Source organism: Aeromicrobium sp. HA, assembly GCF_027171405.1.
In the GTDB taxonomy this organism is placed as follows: Bacteria; Actinomycetota; Actinomycetes; order Propionibacteriales; family Nocardioidaceae; genus Aeromicrobium; species Aeromicrobium tamlense.
This window is the reverse complement of record NZ_CP114372.1, coordinates 1,142,211-1,156,072: the sequence shown is the minus strand read 5'-3', so window position 1 is coordinate 1,156,072 and position 13,862 is coordinate 1,142,211. Positions and strand designations below refer to the sequence as shown.

Here is a 13,862-nt window from a genome sequence, read left to right as displayed (position 1 = left end):
TCAGCGCGAGAGCTCGATCGACCCGCCGGGGATCGCGTCGAGCAGTCGGCGCGTGTACGCCTGCTTGGGGTTGCTGTAGACCTCGTCGACCGAGGCGTGCTCGACCAGCTTGCCCTTCTCCATCACCAGCACGTCGTCGGCGATCTGGCGCACGACGGCGAGGTCGTGGGTGATGAACAGGTACGACAGGCCCAGCTCGGCCTGCAGGTCGGCCAGCAGCGACAGGATCTGCGCCTGGACCAGCACGTCGAGCGCGCTGACGGCCTCGTCCAGGATGACCACCTCGGGCTGCAGGGCCAGGGCGCGCGCGATGGCGACGCGCTGACGCTGGCCGCCGGACAGCTCGTTGGGGAACCGGCGCGCGACCGTCCAGGGCAGCGAGACCTTCTGGAGCAGGTCGCGGACCCGCGCCTCTCGCTCGGCCTTGGAGCCGATGTCGTGCGTGAGCAGCGGCTCCTCGATCGCCCGGAAGATCGTGTACTGCGGATCCAGCGAGGCGTACGGGTTCTGGAACACCGGCTGCATCTGCCGGCGCAGGGCCAGCTGCTGCTTCTTGGTGCGCAGGGTGGAGATGTCGACGCCGTCGAACTCCACCGAGCCCGTGGTGGGCTCGAGCAGGTCGAGCACCATCCGCGCGACGGTGGACTTGCCCGAGCCGGACTCGCCCACGATCGCCGTGGTGGTGCCGCGACGCAGCTGGAACGACACGTCGTCGACGGCGACGAAGTCGTTCTTGCGCCACGGGGCCGAGCCGGGGATGTTGAAGACCTTCGTGAGGTGCTTGGCCTCCAGCACGATGTCGGTGCCCGAGCCGAACTCGGGATCGGTCTGGGCGACCTCCTCCGCCAGCTCCTCGGCGGCCTCCTGCGCGTGCTCACGGACCTCGGCGCGCTGCTGCGACAGCAGCCGCTGCGAGGCCAGCGACGGAGCGCTGGAGATGAGGCGCTTGGAGTACGGGTGCTGCGGCTCCTGGAGGATCTCCAGCGCCGGACCCGACTCGACGACCTGACCCTTGTACATGACGACCAGGTGGTCGGCGCGCTCGGCGGCCAGGCCGAGGTCGTGGGTGATCAGCAGCACGGCGGTGCCCAGATCGGCGGTCAGCTGGTCGAGGTGGTCCAGGATCTGCTTCTGGACGGTCACGTCGAGCGCGCTGGTGGGCTCGTCGGCGATGAGCAGCTTCGGCCGCGCGGCCAGGCCCATCGCGATGAGCGCACGCTGGCGCATGCCACCGCTGAACTCGTGCGGGTACTGCTTCGCGCGCTGCTCGGCGTCGGGCAGACCCGCCTCCTCCAGCAGCTCGACGACGCGTCGCTCGACGTCGGAGCCCTTGACCACCTCGTTGGCCACGAGGACCTCGGCGATCTGCTTGCCGACCTTGACGAGCGGGTTCAGGTTGCTCATCGGGTCCTGGGGCACCAGGCCGATGCGCGAGCCGCGCAGCGCCAGGATGTCCTTCTTGTTCGCCTTCGCGACGTCCTTGCCGTCGAACAGGATCGAGCCGCCGGTGACATGGCCCGTGCCGGGCAGCAGGTCGATGATGGCGTGCGCGGTGGTGGACTTGCCCGATCCGGACTCGCCCACGATGGCGACGGTCTGGCCCGGGTAGACGGTGAGGTTCGCACCACGGACGGCCGGGATGACCTCCTTGCCCTGGCGGAACGCGACGTCGAGGTCGATGACCTCCAGCAGCGGTGTCGTCATGCGCGGTTCCTCGACTTCGGATCGAGGGCGTCGCTCACGGCGTCGCCCAGCAGGATGAATCCCAGCGAGGTCAGTGCCAGCGCCGAGGCGGGCCAGAACATGACGCCGAGGCGCTCGCCGGAGCGCACCTGGTTCTGGGCCGCGGAGATGTCGTTGCCCCACGAGACGATGCTGGTCGGCAGGCCCAGGCCCAGGAACGACAGCGTCGCCTCGGCCACGATGTAGACGCCCAGCGACACCGTCGCCAGCACGATCACCGGTGCCAGCGAGTTCGGCACCACGTGGCCCCACAGGTTCGCGCGGCGGGTCTTGCCGATCGCGCGGGCGGCGTCGACGAACTCGAGGTTCTTGACCTCCAGCACGGCACCGCGCGAGATGCGCAGCACCTGCGGCCAGCCGAACGCCGCGAGGGCGAACACCACCGTGAGGATGAAGCCCCAGTAGCCGCGGTCGGGCCACAGGTTGTTGATGATCGACAGGCCGACCAGCGCGCCCAGCAGCAGCGGGATCGCGAAGAAGACGTCGGCGACGCGGGAGATGATCGTGTCGGACCAGCCACCGAAGAAGCCGGCCATGGCACCGAAGATCACGCCCGGGACCGTCACCACGATGGTGCACAGCACGCCCACCAGCACCGAGGCGCGGGCGCCGTAGATCGTGCGGGCGAAGACGTCGTAGCCCTGCTTGTCGAAGCCGGCGATGTGACCCTCGCTGGGGCCCTCGAGGCTGCGGCTCAGGTCGGCGCGGGTCGGGTCGACGTCGGTGAACAGCTGCGGGAAGAGCACGACGATCGTGACGATCGTCAGGATGACGACCGAGACCCAGAAGATCCAGTTCTTGCGGAGGCGCTTCCACGCCTCCTTCCACTGGCTCTCGGGGCTGCGGCTGTCGTCGAAGGAGCCCGTCTCGGCCAGCGGCGTCAGCTCGACGGCGGCGACGAAGCGCTCCTGGCCCGGCAGGGCCTTCGGGGGGATGTCGGTGGGGAACTCAGGCATAGCGGATCCTCGGGTCGAGCCAGGCGTACAGAAGGTCGACGATGAGGCTCATGACGACGTAGATGAGGACCATCACCGTCACGACCGAGACGATCGTGGGGCCCTCCTTCTGCTGGATGGCGCGGAAGGCCAGGTTGCCCAGGCCCGGGATGTTGAAGATGCCCTCCGTCACGATCGCGCCGGCCATCAGCGTGCCGAGATCGGCGCCGAGGTAGGTGACGACGGGGATGAGCGAGTTGCGCAGGACGTGACGGCGGTTGACCTGGCCGTCGGTGAGGCCCTTGGCGCGAGCGGTGCGCACGTGGTCGGCCGTGAGGTTCTCGACCACGGAGGTGCGGGTGAGGCGTAGGACGTACGCGAAGGACACGAGTCCCAGCACGAATGCCGGGATGATCAGGCGGTCCCAGCTGGCGTCTCCGCCGACGGTGACCGGTGCCCAGCCGAGCTTCACACCGAAGATCAGCTGCATCGTGAAGCCGAAGACGAAGATCGGGACGGCGATGACGAGCAGCGAGGCCACGAGCATCGTGGAGTCGAAGAGCTTGCCGCGCTTGAGGCCGGCGTAGAAGCCGGCGGCGATGCCGAGCACGCCCTCGATGACCAGCGCCATCAGCGCGAGCTTGAAGGTCACCGGGATCGTCTCGGCGAGCAGCTCGCTGACGGGACGTCCCGAGAAGGAGACGCCGAGGTCACCCTGAGCGGCGTTGCCCAGGAACAGCAGCCACTGCACCAGGAACGGCTTGTCGAGGTTGTACTGCTGCTCGATCTGGGAGCGAACCGCTTCCGAGACGGGCTTCTCGCCGAACAGGGCCACGATCGGATCTCCCGGCATGGCGAAGACCATGGCGTAGATCAGGAACGTGGACCCGAGCAGCACGGGGATGGCCTGCAGGATTCGCCGGCCGATGTACCACCACATTGTTAGCTACCTCCGGGGCACGAGGGTCGTCCCGTGCGTCGATTAAGCGTACCCGCGTGCCCACGGATCGAGCGCGGGCACGGGGTGCGTTCGGTCATGAGTGTGGGGCGGCACCGGGTTGGTGCCGCCCCACCTCACGCGAGCATCACTTGGTGATGTTCTGGTATTCCGGCTTGTTCTGCCAGTTGAACTCCACGTTCTCGACACCCTTGGCCGCGACAGCCGCGACGTTGGTGTTCCAGAGCGGGATGGCCGGCAGATCCTTGAACAGGATCTCCTGGGCCTGCGCCAGCAGCTTGGCCATCTCGTCGCCCTCGGCGCTCAGCGCGTCGGACAGGAGCTTGTCGAACTCCTTGTTGGAGTAGTCGCCGTCGTTCGAGCCGGCGCCCGTGCCGAAGACCGGGCCGAGGTAGTTGTAGACCGACGGGTAGTCGGGCTGCCAGCCGGTACGGAAGGCGGTGCCGATCGTGCGATCGGTGACCTTGGTGCGCAGCTCGGCGAACGTCGCGTAGGCCTTGGGCTCCGCGTCGATCTCCAGGTTGTTCTTGAGCTGGTTGGTGAGGGCCTCGACCCACTCCTTGTTGCCCGGGCCGTCACCGTTGTACGCGACGACGAACTTGCCCTCGAACGGGGCGATGGCGTCGGCCTCGGCCCAGAGCTTCTTGGCCTCGTCGGCGTCGAACTCCAGGACCTCGGAGCCGGGGATGTCGGCGGTGAACTCGGGCATCAGCTCGGAGCTGAAGTCCTTCGAGGGCGAACGGGTGCCGTCGAAGATCTTGTCGGTGATCTCCTTGCGGTCGATCGCGCGGCTGATGGCCTGGCGACGCAGGTTGCCCTCCTCACCGGAGAAGTGATCGAGCGACTCGGGGATCGTGACCGTGCCGTTGACCGAGCCGGCCGCCTCGAACGCCTGGACCGAGTCGTCGGTCTTGAAGGTCGTCAGGGCGCTCGGCGGAGCCTGGTCGAGGACGTCGAGGTTGCCCGCCTGGACGTCGGAGTAGGCCGAGTCCGGGTTCGTGTAGAACTTGAAGGTCACGCCGCCGTTCTTGGCCTCGCGGTTGCCCTTGTACTCCTCGTTCGGCGTCATGACGGCCTCGACGTTGTTCTCCCACTTGTCGAGCTTGTAGGGGCCGTTGCCGATGGGGGCCTTGCCGAAGGCGTCCATGTCCTCGAACGCGGCCTCGGGCAGCGGGTAGTACGCCGAGTAGCCCAGACGCAGCGGGAAGAGCGCCTCGGGGTTCTTGAGCGTGACCTCGAAGGTCTTCTCGTCGACGACCTTCAGGCCGCTCATCTCGGTGCCCTTGTCGAGGATGACGCCCTCGTCGTCGGTGCCCTCGATGGGGTAGTAGAAGTAGCTCTGCAGCTGGGCGTTCTCGGCGGCAGCGCCGAAGTTCCACGCCTTCACGAAGGACTCGGCGGTGACCGGGGTGCCGTCGGTGAAGCTCCAGTCCTTGAGCTTGATCGTCCAGACCTTGTTGTCGTCGGACTCGATCGACTCGGCGATCTCGAGCTCCTGCGAGCCGTCAGCCTTGTACGAGACGAGACCCGCGTAGATCAGGTCGATGATGTTGCCGCCGCCGACCTCGTTCGTGTTGGTCGTGATCAGCGGGTTCTGGGGCTCGGTGCCGTAGGCGGTGATGACCGCATCGGTCGACTCCGAACCGCCGTTGTCGTCATCGCCGCCGCTCGAGCAGGCCGCCAGGGTCAGGCTGGCGACTGCGGCGAGGGCGACACCTGCGAGGGCTGAACGCCGAGTTCGCATGTATTTCCTCCTGTGAAGGCGTACGTCGGTGAACGTGCATGTGTACGCGTGCTTCATAGGTATCACCTCGGGGGTGCCCCAGCCCACTCCCGACGGCGTACTTCATCGAACTGCAACCAAACGAAAGAACCACTCCCATTGGCACGATCGGGCCATGCCCGAGCACGACGACGGCCCCGCTCCCGGAAGGGAGCGGGGCCGTCGGACGAGGGCCGGTCAGCCCTTGCGCTTGGTGATCTCCTCGGTCGCCTGCGGCAGGACCGACTTGAGGTCGCCCACGACGCCGAAGTCGACGAGCTCGAAGATCGGCGCCTCCTCGTCCTTGTTGACCGCGACGATCGTCTTGGACGTCTGCATGCCGGCGCGGTGCTGGATCGCACCGGAGATGCCGTTGGCGACGTACAGCTGCGGCGACACGGTCTTGCCGGTCTGGCCGACCTGGAACGTGTGCGGCTTCCAGCCCGAGTCCACGGCGGCGCGCGAGGCGCCGACGGCGGCACCGAGGGCGTCGGCCAGGGCCTCGACCTCGGAGAAGTCGCCACCGGTGCCACGGCCACCGGAGACCACGATGGCGGCCTCGGTCAGCTCGGGACGACCGGTGGAGACACGCGCCTCGGAGGACACGATCTTGACCTGCTTGGCCGACTCGGGGACGTCGAAGGACACGGCCTCGACGGTCCCGGCGCCGGCAGCGGCCTCCGGAGCGGCCGAGTTCGGCTTGACGGCGATGACCGGGGCGCCCTTGGTGACCTGCGCGGCAACGGTGAAGTTGCCGGCGAAGGCCGCCTGGGTGGTGGTGATCGAGCCGCCGTCGACGGCGACGTCGATGGCGTCGGTGATCAGGCCGGCCTCGGACTTGAGCGCGACGCGAGCCGCGATCTCCTTGCCCTCCGAGGTCGACGGGACCAGGACGGCCGCGGGCGACTTCTCGGCGACCAGGGCCGCGAGCGCCTCGGCCTTGGGGGCCACGAGGTACTCGGCGAAGGCGCTGTCGGCGTACGTGTAGATCTTCTCCGCGCCGTACTCGGCCAGGACCGAGGTGTCCGCACTCTGCCCATCAGCGTCGGCGAAGACGACGGCCGAGGCCTCGCCGATGCGGCGGGCGATCGTCAGGAGCTCCAGCGAGGGCTTCGTGACCTTGCCCTGCGGGGCGTCGATCAGAACGAGAACTTCACTCATTGATTCAGGCTCCTACTCACACGAACTTCTTGGACGCGAGGAACTCGACGAGCTTGGTGCCGCCGTCTCCCTCGTCGGTGACGATCTCGCCGGCGGTGCGCGGCGGGCGGGGGGTCGTGGACTCGACCTTGGTCCAGGCGTTGTCGAGGCCGACCTCGGCCGCGTCGACACCCAGGTCGGCGAGCGTCCACTCCTCGACCGGCTTCTTCTTCGCGGCCATGATGCCCTTGAAGGACGGGTAGCGGGCCTCGCCCGTCTGGTCGGTGACCGAGACGACGAGCTTGCCGGTGGCCTCGATCTCCTGCGTGGCGGCATCGCCGTCACGACGGATCTTGACCGTCTCGCCGTCGACCGAGATCTCCGAGGCGAACGTGATGGCCGGCAGGCCCAGGCGCTCGGCGACCAGCGTGGGCACGACGCCCATGCCGGCGTCGGTGGAGCCCATGCCGAAGAACACCAGGTCGTAGTCGAGCTTCTCGATGGCCTTGGCCAGCACGAGCGACGTCGCGAAGGCGTCGGAGCCCGCGATGGCGTCGTCCTCGACGTGCACGCCGGCGTCGGCGCCCATCTGCAGGGCCTTGCGGACCGCGTCGGAGGCGTCGGCGGGACCGACCGTCAGCACGGTCACCTCGCCGTCGCCGGCCTCGACGACCTGCAGCGCCTGCTCGACCGCGTACTCGTCGAGCTCGGACAGAAGTCCGTCGACGTTCTCACGATCGACAGTGTTATCCGCTTCGAACGTGCGGTCCGCCGTGGCGTCCGGCACGTACTTCACAGCGACAACGATCTTGGTCACGAGGACCCTCCTGTGAATTCGGGGCGCGAGCGACGGTTTGATCACTCGCGAGTTATCGGGTCCACCTTGCCACGCGAAGCCATTCGCGAGTGAGGCGACCCTTCCTGTGGACGATGTTACCGAAAGGTAACCAGCGCGCCCATCCCAGCGGGAGTGGCGTGGGTCACGTGCCGGTGAACGTCGCCTTGCCGGGACCGTTCTCGACGAAGGACCGCATGCCGTTCGTCTGGTCCTCGGTGGCGAACAGGCCGCTGAAGCCGGCCCGCTCGATCTCCAGGCCGGTCTGCAGGTCGACCTCCAGACCCCGGTCGACCACGTCCTTCGCGGTGCGCAGCGCGATCGCCGGCCCCCCGACGAACTGCGACGCCCACGCGACGGCGCGCTCGTACACCTGCGCCGCGGGCAGGACCTCGTCGACCAGACCCAGCGCGAGCGCCTCGTCGGCACCGACGAACCGGCCCGTGTAGATGAGGTCCTTGGCCTTCGACGGGCCGATCAGGCGCGCGAGGCGCTGGGTGCCGCCGGCGCCGGGGATGATGCCCAGCAGGATCTCGGGCTGGCCGAGCTTCGCGTCGTCGGCGCAGAAGCGCAGGTCGGTGGAGAGGGCGAGCTCGAGGCCGCCGCCGAGCGCGAAGCCCGTGATGGCCGAGACCGTGGGCTTGCCGATCGCGGCGATCGCCCGGGTGAAGTCCTGCAGGAGGTGTCCGTGACGGAACATCTCCTGGTAGCCCATGTCGGCCATCTCCTTGACGTCCGCGCCCGCGGCGAAGACGCGCTCGCCGCCCCACACCACGACCGCGGCGACGTCGTCGCGGCGGTCGGCCTCGCGCGCCGCCTCCAGCAGCTCGGTCTGGACCTGTGCGTCGAGTGCGTTCATCTTGGGCCGGTCGAGGCGGATCGTGCCGACGCCGTCGGTCACCTCGAGTCGGACGAATGCGGCCATGTCAGTGCCTCCTGTGTGGGTTGCGCCCGAGCATAGGACAGCGTCAGGACACCGATCCGACGGCCTGCAGCGCCTCCCCCGACAGCCGGTAGGTGCGCCAGTCCTCGAGGTCGACCGCGCCCAGGGATCGGTAGAACTCGATCGACGGGGTGTTCCAGTCCAGCACCTGCCACTGCAGCCGGCTGTAGCCCCGCTCCACGCACACCCGGGCGAGCTCGGTCAGCAGGGCCTTGCCCAGTCCGCTCCCCCGCTGCGCCGGGTCGACGTAGAGGTCCTCGAGGTGGATGCCGTGGACCCCGTCCCACGTGGAGAAGTTGAGGAACCAGATCGCGGTACCGACGACCGCGCCGTCGGCCTCGGCGACGTGCGCGTAGAGCGCGGGCTGCGTGCCGAACAGCCGCTCGTGCAGCATCTCGTCGGTCAGGACGCACTGCTCCGGGGCCCGCTCGTAGGCGGCGAGGTCATGGACGAGACGCACCATGTCGGGCACGTCGGCGGCGGTGGCGGGGCGGATCCGCGGATCGGTCATGGGCTCGATTCCATCACGGCGGCCGGTAGCCTCGGCCACGTGACCGAGTCCGCCGAGCCCTCTGCCTCCCTGCGCGACGACGACCTCGTCCTCGAGCCCACCTCGGGCGCGGACGACCTGCACGGCTTCGCGGTCGTCTACGGCGGCGACCGCATCGGCACCGTGGCCCTGCAGCATGCCCACGGCAAGGCCGGCCGCCGGCTCGGCTCGATGCGGTGGAACTTCTCCTCCGGTCCCGGCGCGATGGTCGCCAGCCGCGCCCTGCGCATCGCCGTGGAGTACGCGTTCGAGCAGCTGGGCTGGACCCGGATCGAGGCGCGGGTGCCCGCCGACGACCCGCTCGGCCTGCGCGCCGCGTCGATCGCCGGTCTGCGCCGCGAGGGCATCGCCCGCTCCCCCGGCGACGCCGAGGACCTCGTCCTGCTGGGCCGCATCGTCGACGACCCGCCGGCCTTCAGCCGCGACGGCTTCGTCGCCATCCTCAACGCTGGGCTGCCCCGCAAGCGCGTCATCGGACAGGGCGTCCTGCGCGACCGCGACGGCCGGGTGCTGCTGTGCGAGCTGACCTACAAGCGCGAGTGGGACCTGCCCGGCGGCGTGGTCGAGGTGGGCGAGAGCCCGGCCACCGGCCTGGTCCGCGAGCTCGAGGAGGAGCTCGGCATCACCGTCGAGGTCAACGGGCTCGTGACGATGAACTGGCTGCCGCCGTGGAGCCGCTGGGACGACGCGTGCCTGTTCGTGTTCGACCTCGGGGTCGTCGACGCCGAGCTGGTCGAGCAGATGGTTTTGCAGCGCACCGAGATCGCCGCCGTGCACTGGTGCGACCTCGACCTCGTGCGCGAGCGCGCCACGCTGGCCACGACCGAGCTGCTCGAGTCGCTGGCCGACTCCCCGCTCCCGGCCTACCGCGAGGCCCCGCGCCAGCCCGACCCGGTGCGCGACCAGGCCCGCTGACCTGCGGCCCAGCGCCTCAGAAGAGGGCGGCGGCGAGCGAGCGGCGGGCCTGCGCGACGCGCGGGTCGGCCAGGCCCACCACGGTGAACAGGTCGAGCAGGTGCTGGCGCACGCGCTCCCGGTCGTCCTCCGAGGTCCGCTTCACCAGGTCGATGAGGCGCAGGAACGCATCCTCCACGTGGCCACCGGTGACGTCGAGATCGGCCACGAGCAGCTGCGCGTCGATGTCGTCGGGCGCGTCGGCCGCGGCGCGACGGGCCTCCTGGAGGTCGGCGCCGTCCACCCGCGCGTACAGCTTGGTCGCGGCGAGGCGCTCGGCCACCTCGGCATCGGCCGGGGACTGCGCGAGCAGGGCCTCGTACTCGGCCACGGCGGCGGCGAAGTCACCGCGGGCGTAGGCCTCGTCGGCGGCGGCGAAGCGCGGGTCGTCCTCCGGCTCCTCCGGGGCCTCGACCTCGGCGCCGCCCGACGGCTGGGCCCGACCGTTGAGGCCGTTCTGCTGGGCGAGGCGCACGAGCTCGTCGAAGAACCGCTTGACCTCGCTGGCGTCGACCGTGCCCTGGAACAGCGGGACGGGACGGCCCTGGACGAGGCCCACCACGAACGGCACGGCCTGCACCTGCAGCGCCTGGGCGATGCCCGGGTTGGTGTCCGCGTCGACCTTGGCCAGCTGCAGCGCGCCCCCGTAGGCGGCGGTGGCCTGCGCGAGGACCTCGTTGAACTCCACGCTCTGCGGCGAGCGCGGGGACCACACCGACAGCACGACGAGGTGCTGCATCGAGGAGTCGACCACCTGCTGGAAGTCGGCCTCGGTGACGTCGATGACGTAGACGGCGCCCTCGGGCGCGGGCGCGCCACCGCCGGCGGCGGGGCGGGGCTGGGCCAGGGAGGACAGGTCGAACGCGCCGGGCTGCGAGAAGCTCATGGGGACAGTCTAGGAAGACGGCTCACAGGCCGCGGATCGGCTCGGTGCGCTCGTCCCCGTCGGGTCCGCCGTCGAGCCGCCGGTCGCGCGAGGCCGACATCAGCCGCTCGCGCCGTCGGTTCTCCTTGTTCACGGCGTTGTTGATCTCGCGGTCGACCGCAAGGATGTCCGGCACGAACTTGATCTCGCGCAGGCCCTGCTCCTGCGCCGCCGACTCGAACACGAAGTGCCCGTATCCGAACACCCGGCCGAGCAGCGGGCGCGTCATGGTCATGTCGAGGATGCGGTTGATGGGCATCGTGGCCACGCGCGCGGTCAGGACACCGCTGAGCCGGACGACCCGCCAGTTCGTGACGACGAAGACGTCGCGCCACTCGACGTACGCGCGCACGGCGGCCGCGCCGACGACGACGAGGGACAGCAGCCACAGCACCTGCGCCGGGCCGGAGTTCCAGTGGAAGAGCAGGACGAGCAGGCAGCCCGCGGACGCCAGCATCGAGGCGGGCAACGGCCAGTACACGGCCACGTGCTTGGGCACGATCTGCAGGACGCGCTCGCCGCTGCGGGGATTGAGGCGCTTGTTGAGCGCGACGTGGTGCTCGGGGTCGGGGAACGGCTCGCGCAGGCGTCCCCAGAACCGCGCCGTCACCGGAGGGGGCGCGGTCTCGATCGCCGGACGCTCGGTCATGGCGCCGGCCTAGAAGAGCTCGGCGACGAACACTCCGACCTGCCCAAATGCGCTGATGGCGGCGTCGAAGGCCCCGCGAACGGCCGACGCGGCGTCCTCAGGCGTGCTGAACAGGTAGTAGAGCCCGAAGCCCACCACGAACAGGATCACTGCCTTCTTCACCACGCGCACAGTTCTACCGGACCTGCAACCCGAAATGCGGGACGCCGCGCAGGCGTGTGCGCTACGCGTCGAGATCGGCCAGGAGCGTGTCGGCGGCCGAGAACGGGTCGACGTCGCCCGCGAACGCCCGCGCGGCGAGCGCGTCGAGCTCCTCGCCGCCGTCGAGGACGAACCGTCGCCGGACCTGGTCGAGCGCGATCGCCTGGATCTCGCGGCGGAGCCGATCAGTGCGTCGCCGGGCCAGCTGGCCGGAGGTGCGCAGATGGGCCGCGTGCTCCTGCAGATGGTCGACGAGCTCGGGCACGCCCGTGCCCTCGGTGGCCACGGTGAGGTCGATCGGACGCTTCCAGCCGTCCTGGCGGTCGCTCATCGAGAGCATCGTGCGTAGCTCGCGCCGCGTGGTGGCGGCGCCGTCGCGGTCGGCCTTGTTGACGCAGAAGACGTCACCGATCTCGAGGATGCCCGCCTTCGCGGCCTGGATCCCGTCGCCCATGCCGGGCGCCAGCAGCACGACCGTGGTGTCGGCCAGACCCGCGACCTCGACCTCGGACTGCCCGACGCCGACCGTCTCGAGCAGGACCACGTCGCAGCCGGCGGCGTCGAGGACGCGGATCGCATGGGGCGTGGCCCACGACAGGCCGCCGAGGTGGCCGCGGCTGGCCATCGAGCGGATGAAGACCTCGGAGTCGGTGGCGTGGTCGGTCATGCGGATGCGGTCGCCGAGCAGCGCTCCCCCGCTGAAGGGCGAGGTGGGGTCGACCGCGAGCACGCCGACGCGCAGGCCCCGGGCGCGCAGCTCGGTGACGAGGGCCGACGTGGTCGTCGACTTGCCCACGCCCGGCGACCCGGTGAGGCCGACGACGTGTGCGCCGCCCACGAGCGGGGCCAGCGCGGCGCTGACCTCACGCAGGTGGTCGGACTCGGTCTCGACGAGGGTGATCAGACGCGCCACCGACCTGGCCTCGCCGGCTTGCGCCCGCGTGACCAGGTCGGTGACGTCGACGTTCCTGGGACTCAACTCCGCAGATTCGGGTGAGGGCCGATCAGGCCTGCGGGACCCGGATGATCAGGGCGTCGCCCTGGCCACCGCCGCCACACAGCGCGGCCGCGCCGGTGCCGCCGCCACGACGCTGCAGCTCGAGGGCGAGGTGCAGGACGATGCGCGCACCGCTCATGCCGATCGGGTGGCCGAGCGCGATCGCACCGCCGTTGACGTTGACCTTGTCCTGGCTGACGCCCAGCTTGTTGGCCGAGACGATGCCCACGGCGGCGAACGCCTCGTTGAGCTCGAACAGGTCGATGTCGGAGACGGCGATGCCCTCCTTCTGGGCGGCCTTCTCGATCGCGTTGGCCGGCTGCTCCTGCAGCGTGGAGTCGGGGCCCGACACGTTGCCGTGGGCGCCGATCTCGGCGAGCCAGGTGAGGCCGAGCTCCTCGGCCTTGGCCTTGCTCATGACGATCACGGCACAGGCGCCGTCGGAGATCTGGCTGGCGGTGCCGGCCGTGATCGTGCCCTCCTTGGAGAACGCGGGACGCAGGCGGCCGAGCGACTCGCCGGTGGTGTCGCCACGCACGCCCTCGTCGGCGCTGACGACGACCGGGTCGCCCTTGCGCTGCGGGATCTCGACGGGGACGATCTCGTCGTCGAAGACACCGTTCTTCTGGCCCTCGGCGGCGAGCTGGTGCGAGCGGGCGCCGAACGCGTCCTGCTCCTCACGGGTGAGGGTGTCGGCGGCGGCGTTGCGCTGCTCGGTGAGCGAGCCCATGGCCTGGTCGGTGAGCGCGTCCCACAGGCCGTCGTACTCCATGTGGTCGAGCATCGTGACCTTGCCGTACTTGTGGCCGTCGCGCGAGCCCGTGAGCAGGTGCGGGGCCTGGGTCATCGACTCCTGGCCGCCGGCGACGACGACGTCGTACTCGCCCGCACGGATGAGCTGGTCGGCCAGCGCGATCGCGTTGATGCCCGACAGGCACACCTTGTTGACGGTGATCGCGGGGACGTCGAGCGGGATGCCGCCCTTGAACGCGGCCTGGCGCGCGGGCACCTGGCCGGCTCCGGCTCCGAGGACCTGGCCCATGATCACGTAGTCGACCTGGTCGCCGGTGATGCCGGCCTTGTCCAGGGCGCCCTTGATCGCGATGCCGCCGAGATCGGAACCGGACAGCGACTTGAGGCCGCCCTGCAGTCGACCGATCGGGGTACGGGCCCCGGCGACGATGACGGAAGTGGTCATGAAACGTGCTCCTTCGGTGCGTGCGTTGGGGTCACTGTACCCATGGGACCGGACGGCCCGACTGGGCGTGGG

General features: G+C 69.8%; 14 protein-coding genes. 1 reads left to right on the top strand and 13 read right to left on the bottom strand.

The window, feature by feature from the left end:
* From O3S82_RS05660 to O3S82_RS05625, 8 genes are all read right to left on the bottom strand, one after another.
* Nucleotides 1-1,704: a dipeptide ABC transporter ATP-binding protein gene (locus O3S82_RS05660; RefSeq protein WP_269306199.1), complete on the bottom strand. Its 1,704-nt coding sequence runs from the start codon at nucleotides 1,702-1,704 to the stop codon at nucleotides 1-3.
* Nucleotides 1,701-2,699, bottom strand: a complete 999-nt coding sequence (locus tag O3S82_RS05655; RefSeq protein WP_269306197.1) for an ABC transporter permease — start codon at nucleotides 2,697-2,699, stop codon at nucleotides 1,701-1,703. The genes O3S82_RS05660 and O3S82_RS05655 overlap by 4 nt, the downstream gene beginning before the upstream one ends.
* Complete coding sequence (locus tag O3S82_RS05650; protein WP_179425476.1) at nucleotides 2,692-3,618, bottom strand: ABC transporter permease; 927 nt, start codon at nucleotides 3,616-3,618, stop codon at nucleotides 2,692-2,694. Before O3S82_RS05650 ends, O3S82_RS05655 begins: the two co-directional genes overlap by 8 nt.
* A gap of 145 nt (nucleotides 3,619-3,763) precedes the next feature.
* A complete protein-coding gene (locus O3S82_RS05645) occupies nucleotides 3,764-5,380 on the bottom strand; it encodes a peptide ABC transporter substrate-binding protein (protein WP_179425478.1) in 1,617 nt (538 codons plus the stop codon).
* 216 nt (nucleotides 5,381-5,596) lie between these two features.
* Nucleotides 5,597-6,559, bottom strand: coding sequence for an electron transfer flavoprotein subunit alpha/FixB family protein (locus O3S82_RS05640; RefSeq protein ID WP_269306193.1), 963 nt, complete (start codon nucleotides 6,557-6,559; stop codon nucleotides 5,597-5,599).
* A gap of 16 nt (nucleotides 6,560-6,575) precedes the next feature.
* A complete protein-coding gene (locus tag O3S82_RS05635) occupies nucleotides 6,576-7,355 on the bottom strand; it encodes an electron transfer flavoprotein subunit beta/FixA family protein (protein WP_269306191.1) in 780 nt (259 codons plus the stop codon).
* Between the two features lie 163 nt (nucleotides 7,356-7,518).
* Nucleotides 7,519-8,298 (bottom strand): enoyl-CoA hydratase/isomerase family protein, encoded by a 780-nt coding sequence (locus O3S82_RS05630; RefSeq protein WP_179425482.1) that lies wholly within the window; start codon nucleotides 8,296-8,298, stop codon nucleotides 7,519-7,521.
* A 43-nt stretch (nucleotides 8,299-8,341) separates the two neighbouring features.
* Nucleotides 8,342-8,827, bottom strand: coding sequence for a GNAT family N-acetyltransferase (locus O3S82_RS05625; RefSeq protein WP_179425484.1), 486 nt, complete (start codon nucleotides 8,825-8,827; stop codon nucleotides 8,342-8,344).
* Nucleotides 8,828-8,866: 39 nt separating this feature from the next.
* Here O3S82_RS05625 and O3S82_RS05620 point away from each other — a divergent pair, with 39 nt between their 5' ends.
* Entirely contained in the window at nucleotides 8,867-9,781 is a 915-nt protein-coding gene (locus tag O3S82_RS05620; protein ID WP_269306188.1) for an NUDIX hydrolase, read from the top strand.
* Nucleotides 9,782-9,797: 16 nt separating this feature from the next.
* Here the strand turns inward: O3S82_RS05620 and O3S82_RS05615 are convergent, their stop codons facing one another.
* From O3S82_RS05615 to O3S82_RS05595, 5 genes are read right to left on the bottom strand one after another with little or no spacing between them, the layout of a single operon-like run.
* A complete protein-coding gene (locus tag O3S82_RS05615) occupies nucleotides 9,798-10,706 on the bottom strand; it encodes a tetratricopeptide repeat protein (protein WP_179425486.1) in 909 nt (302 codons plus the stop codon).
* Between the two features lie 22 nt (nucleotides 10,707-10,728).
* Complete coding sequence (locus O3S82_RS05610) at nucleotides 10,729-11,394, bottom strand: PH domain-containing protein (RefSeq protein ID WP_223303418.1); 666 nt, start codon at nucleotides 11,392-11,394, stop codon at nucleotides 10,729-10,731.
* Between the two features lie 9 nt (nucleotides 11,395-11,403).
* Complete coding sequence (locus O3S82_RS05605; RefSeq protein WP_179425488.1) at nucleotides 11,404-11,559, bottom strand: hypothetical protein; 156 nt, start codon at nucleotides 11,557-11,559, stop codon at nucleotides 11,404-11,406.
* Between the two features lie 58 nt (nucleotides 11,560-11,617).
* Nucleotides 11,618-12,574, bottom strand: a complete 957-nt coding sequence (gene meaB / locus O3S82_RS05600) for a methylmalonyl Co-A mutase-associated GTPase MeaB (protein WP_179425490.1) — start codon at nucleotides 12,572-12,574, stop codon at nucleotides 11,618-11,620.
* Nucleotides 12,575-12,599: 25 nt separating this feature from the next.
* Complete coding sequence (locus O3S82_RS05595; RefSeq protein WP_269306183.1) at nucleotides 12,600-13,790, bottom strand: acetyl-CoA C-acetyltransferase; 1,191 nt, start codon at nucleotides 13,788-13,790, stop codon at nucleotides 12,600-12,602.
* Nucleotides 13,791-13,862 lie beyond the last annotated feature (72 nt).

What these genes read in the sequence shown, in the direction of transcription:
- O3S82_RS05660 (WP_269306199.1), bottom strand. Translation starts at nt 1,704, where the DNA reads ATGACGACACCGCTGCTGGAGGTCATCGACCTCGACGTCGCGTTCCGC.
- O3S82_RS05655 (WP_269306197.1), bottom strand. Translation starts at nt 2,699, where the DNA reads ATGCCTGAGTTCCCCACCGACATCCCCCCGAAGGCCCTGCCGGGCCAG.
- O3S82_RS05650 (WP_179425476.1), bottom strand. Translation starts at nt 3,618, where the DNA reads ATGTGGTGGTACATCGGCCGGCGAATCCTGCAGGCCATCCCCGTGCTG.
- O3S82_RS05645 (WP_179425478.1), bottom strand. Translation starts at nt 5,380, where the DNA reads ATGCGAACTCGGCGTTCAGCCCTCGCAGGTGTCGCCCTCGCCGCAGTC.
- O3S82_RS05640 (WP_269306193.1), bottom strand. Translation starts at nt 6,559, where the DNA reads ATGAGTGAAGTTCTCGTTCTGATCGACGCCCCGCAGGGCAAGGTCACG.
- O3S82_RS05630 (WP_179425482.1), bottom strand. Translation starts at nt 8,298, where the DNA reads ATGGCCGCATTCGTCCGACTCGAGGTGACCGACGGCGTCGGCACGATC.
- O3S82_RS05625 (WP_179425484.1), bottom strand. Translation starts at nt 8,827, where the DNA reads ATGACCGATCCGCGGATCCGCCCCGCCACCGCCGCCGACGTGCCCGAC.
- O3S82_RS05615 (WP_179425486.1), bottom strand. Translation starts at nt 10,706, where the DNA reads ATGAGCTTCTCGCAGCCCGGCGCGTTCGACCTGTCCTCCCTGGCCCAG.
- O3S82_RS05610 (WP_223303418.1), bottom strand. Translation starts at nt 11,394, where the DNA reads ATGACCGAGCGTCCGGCGATCGAGACCGCGCCCCCTCCGGTGACGGCG.
- O3S82_RS05595 (WP_269306183.1), bottom strand. Translation starts at nt 13,790, where the DNA reads ATGACCACTTCCGTCATCGTCGCCGGGGCCCGTACCCCGATCGGTCGA.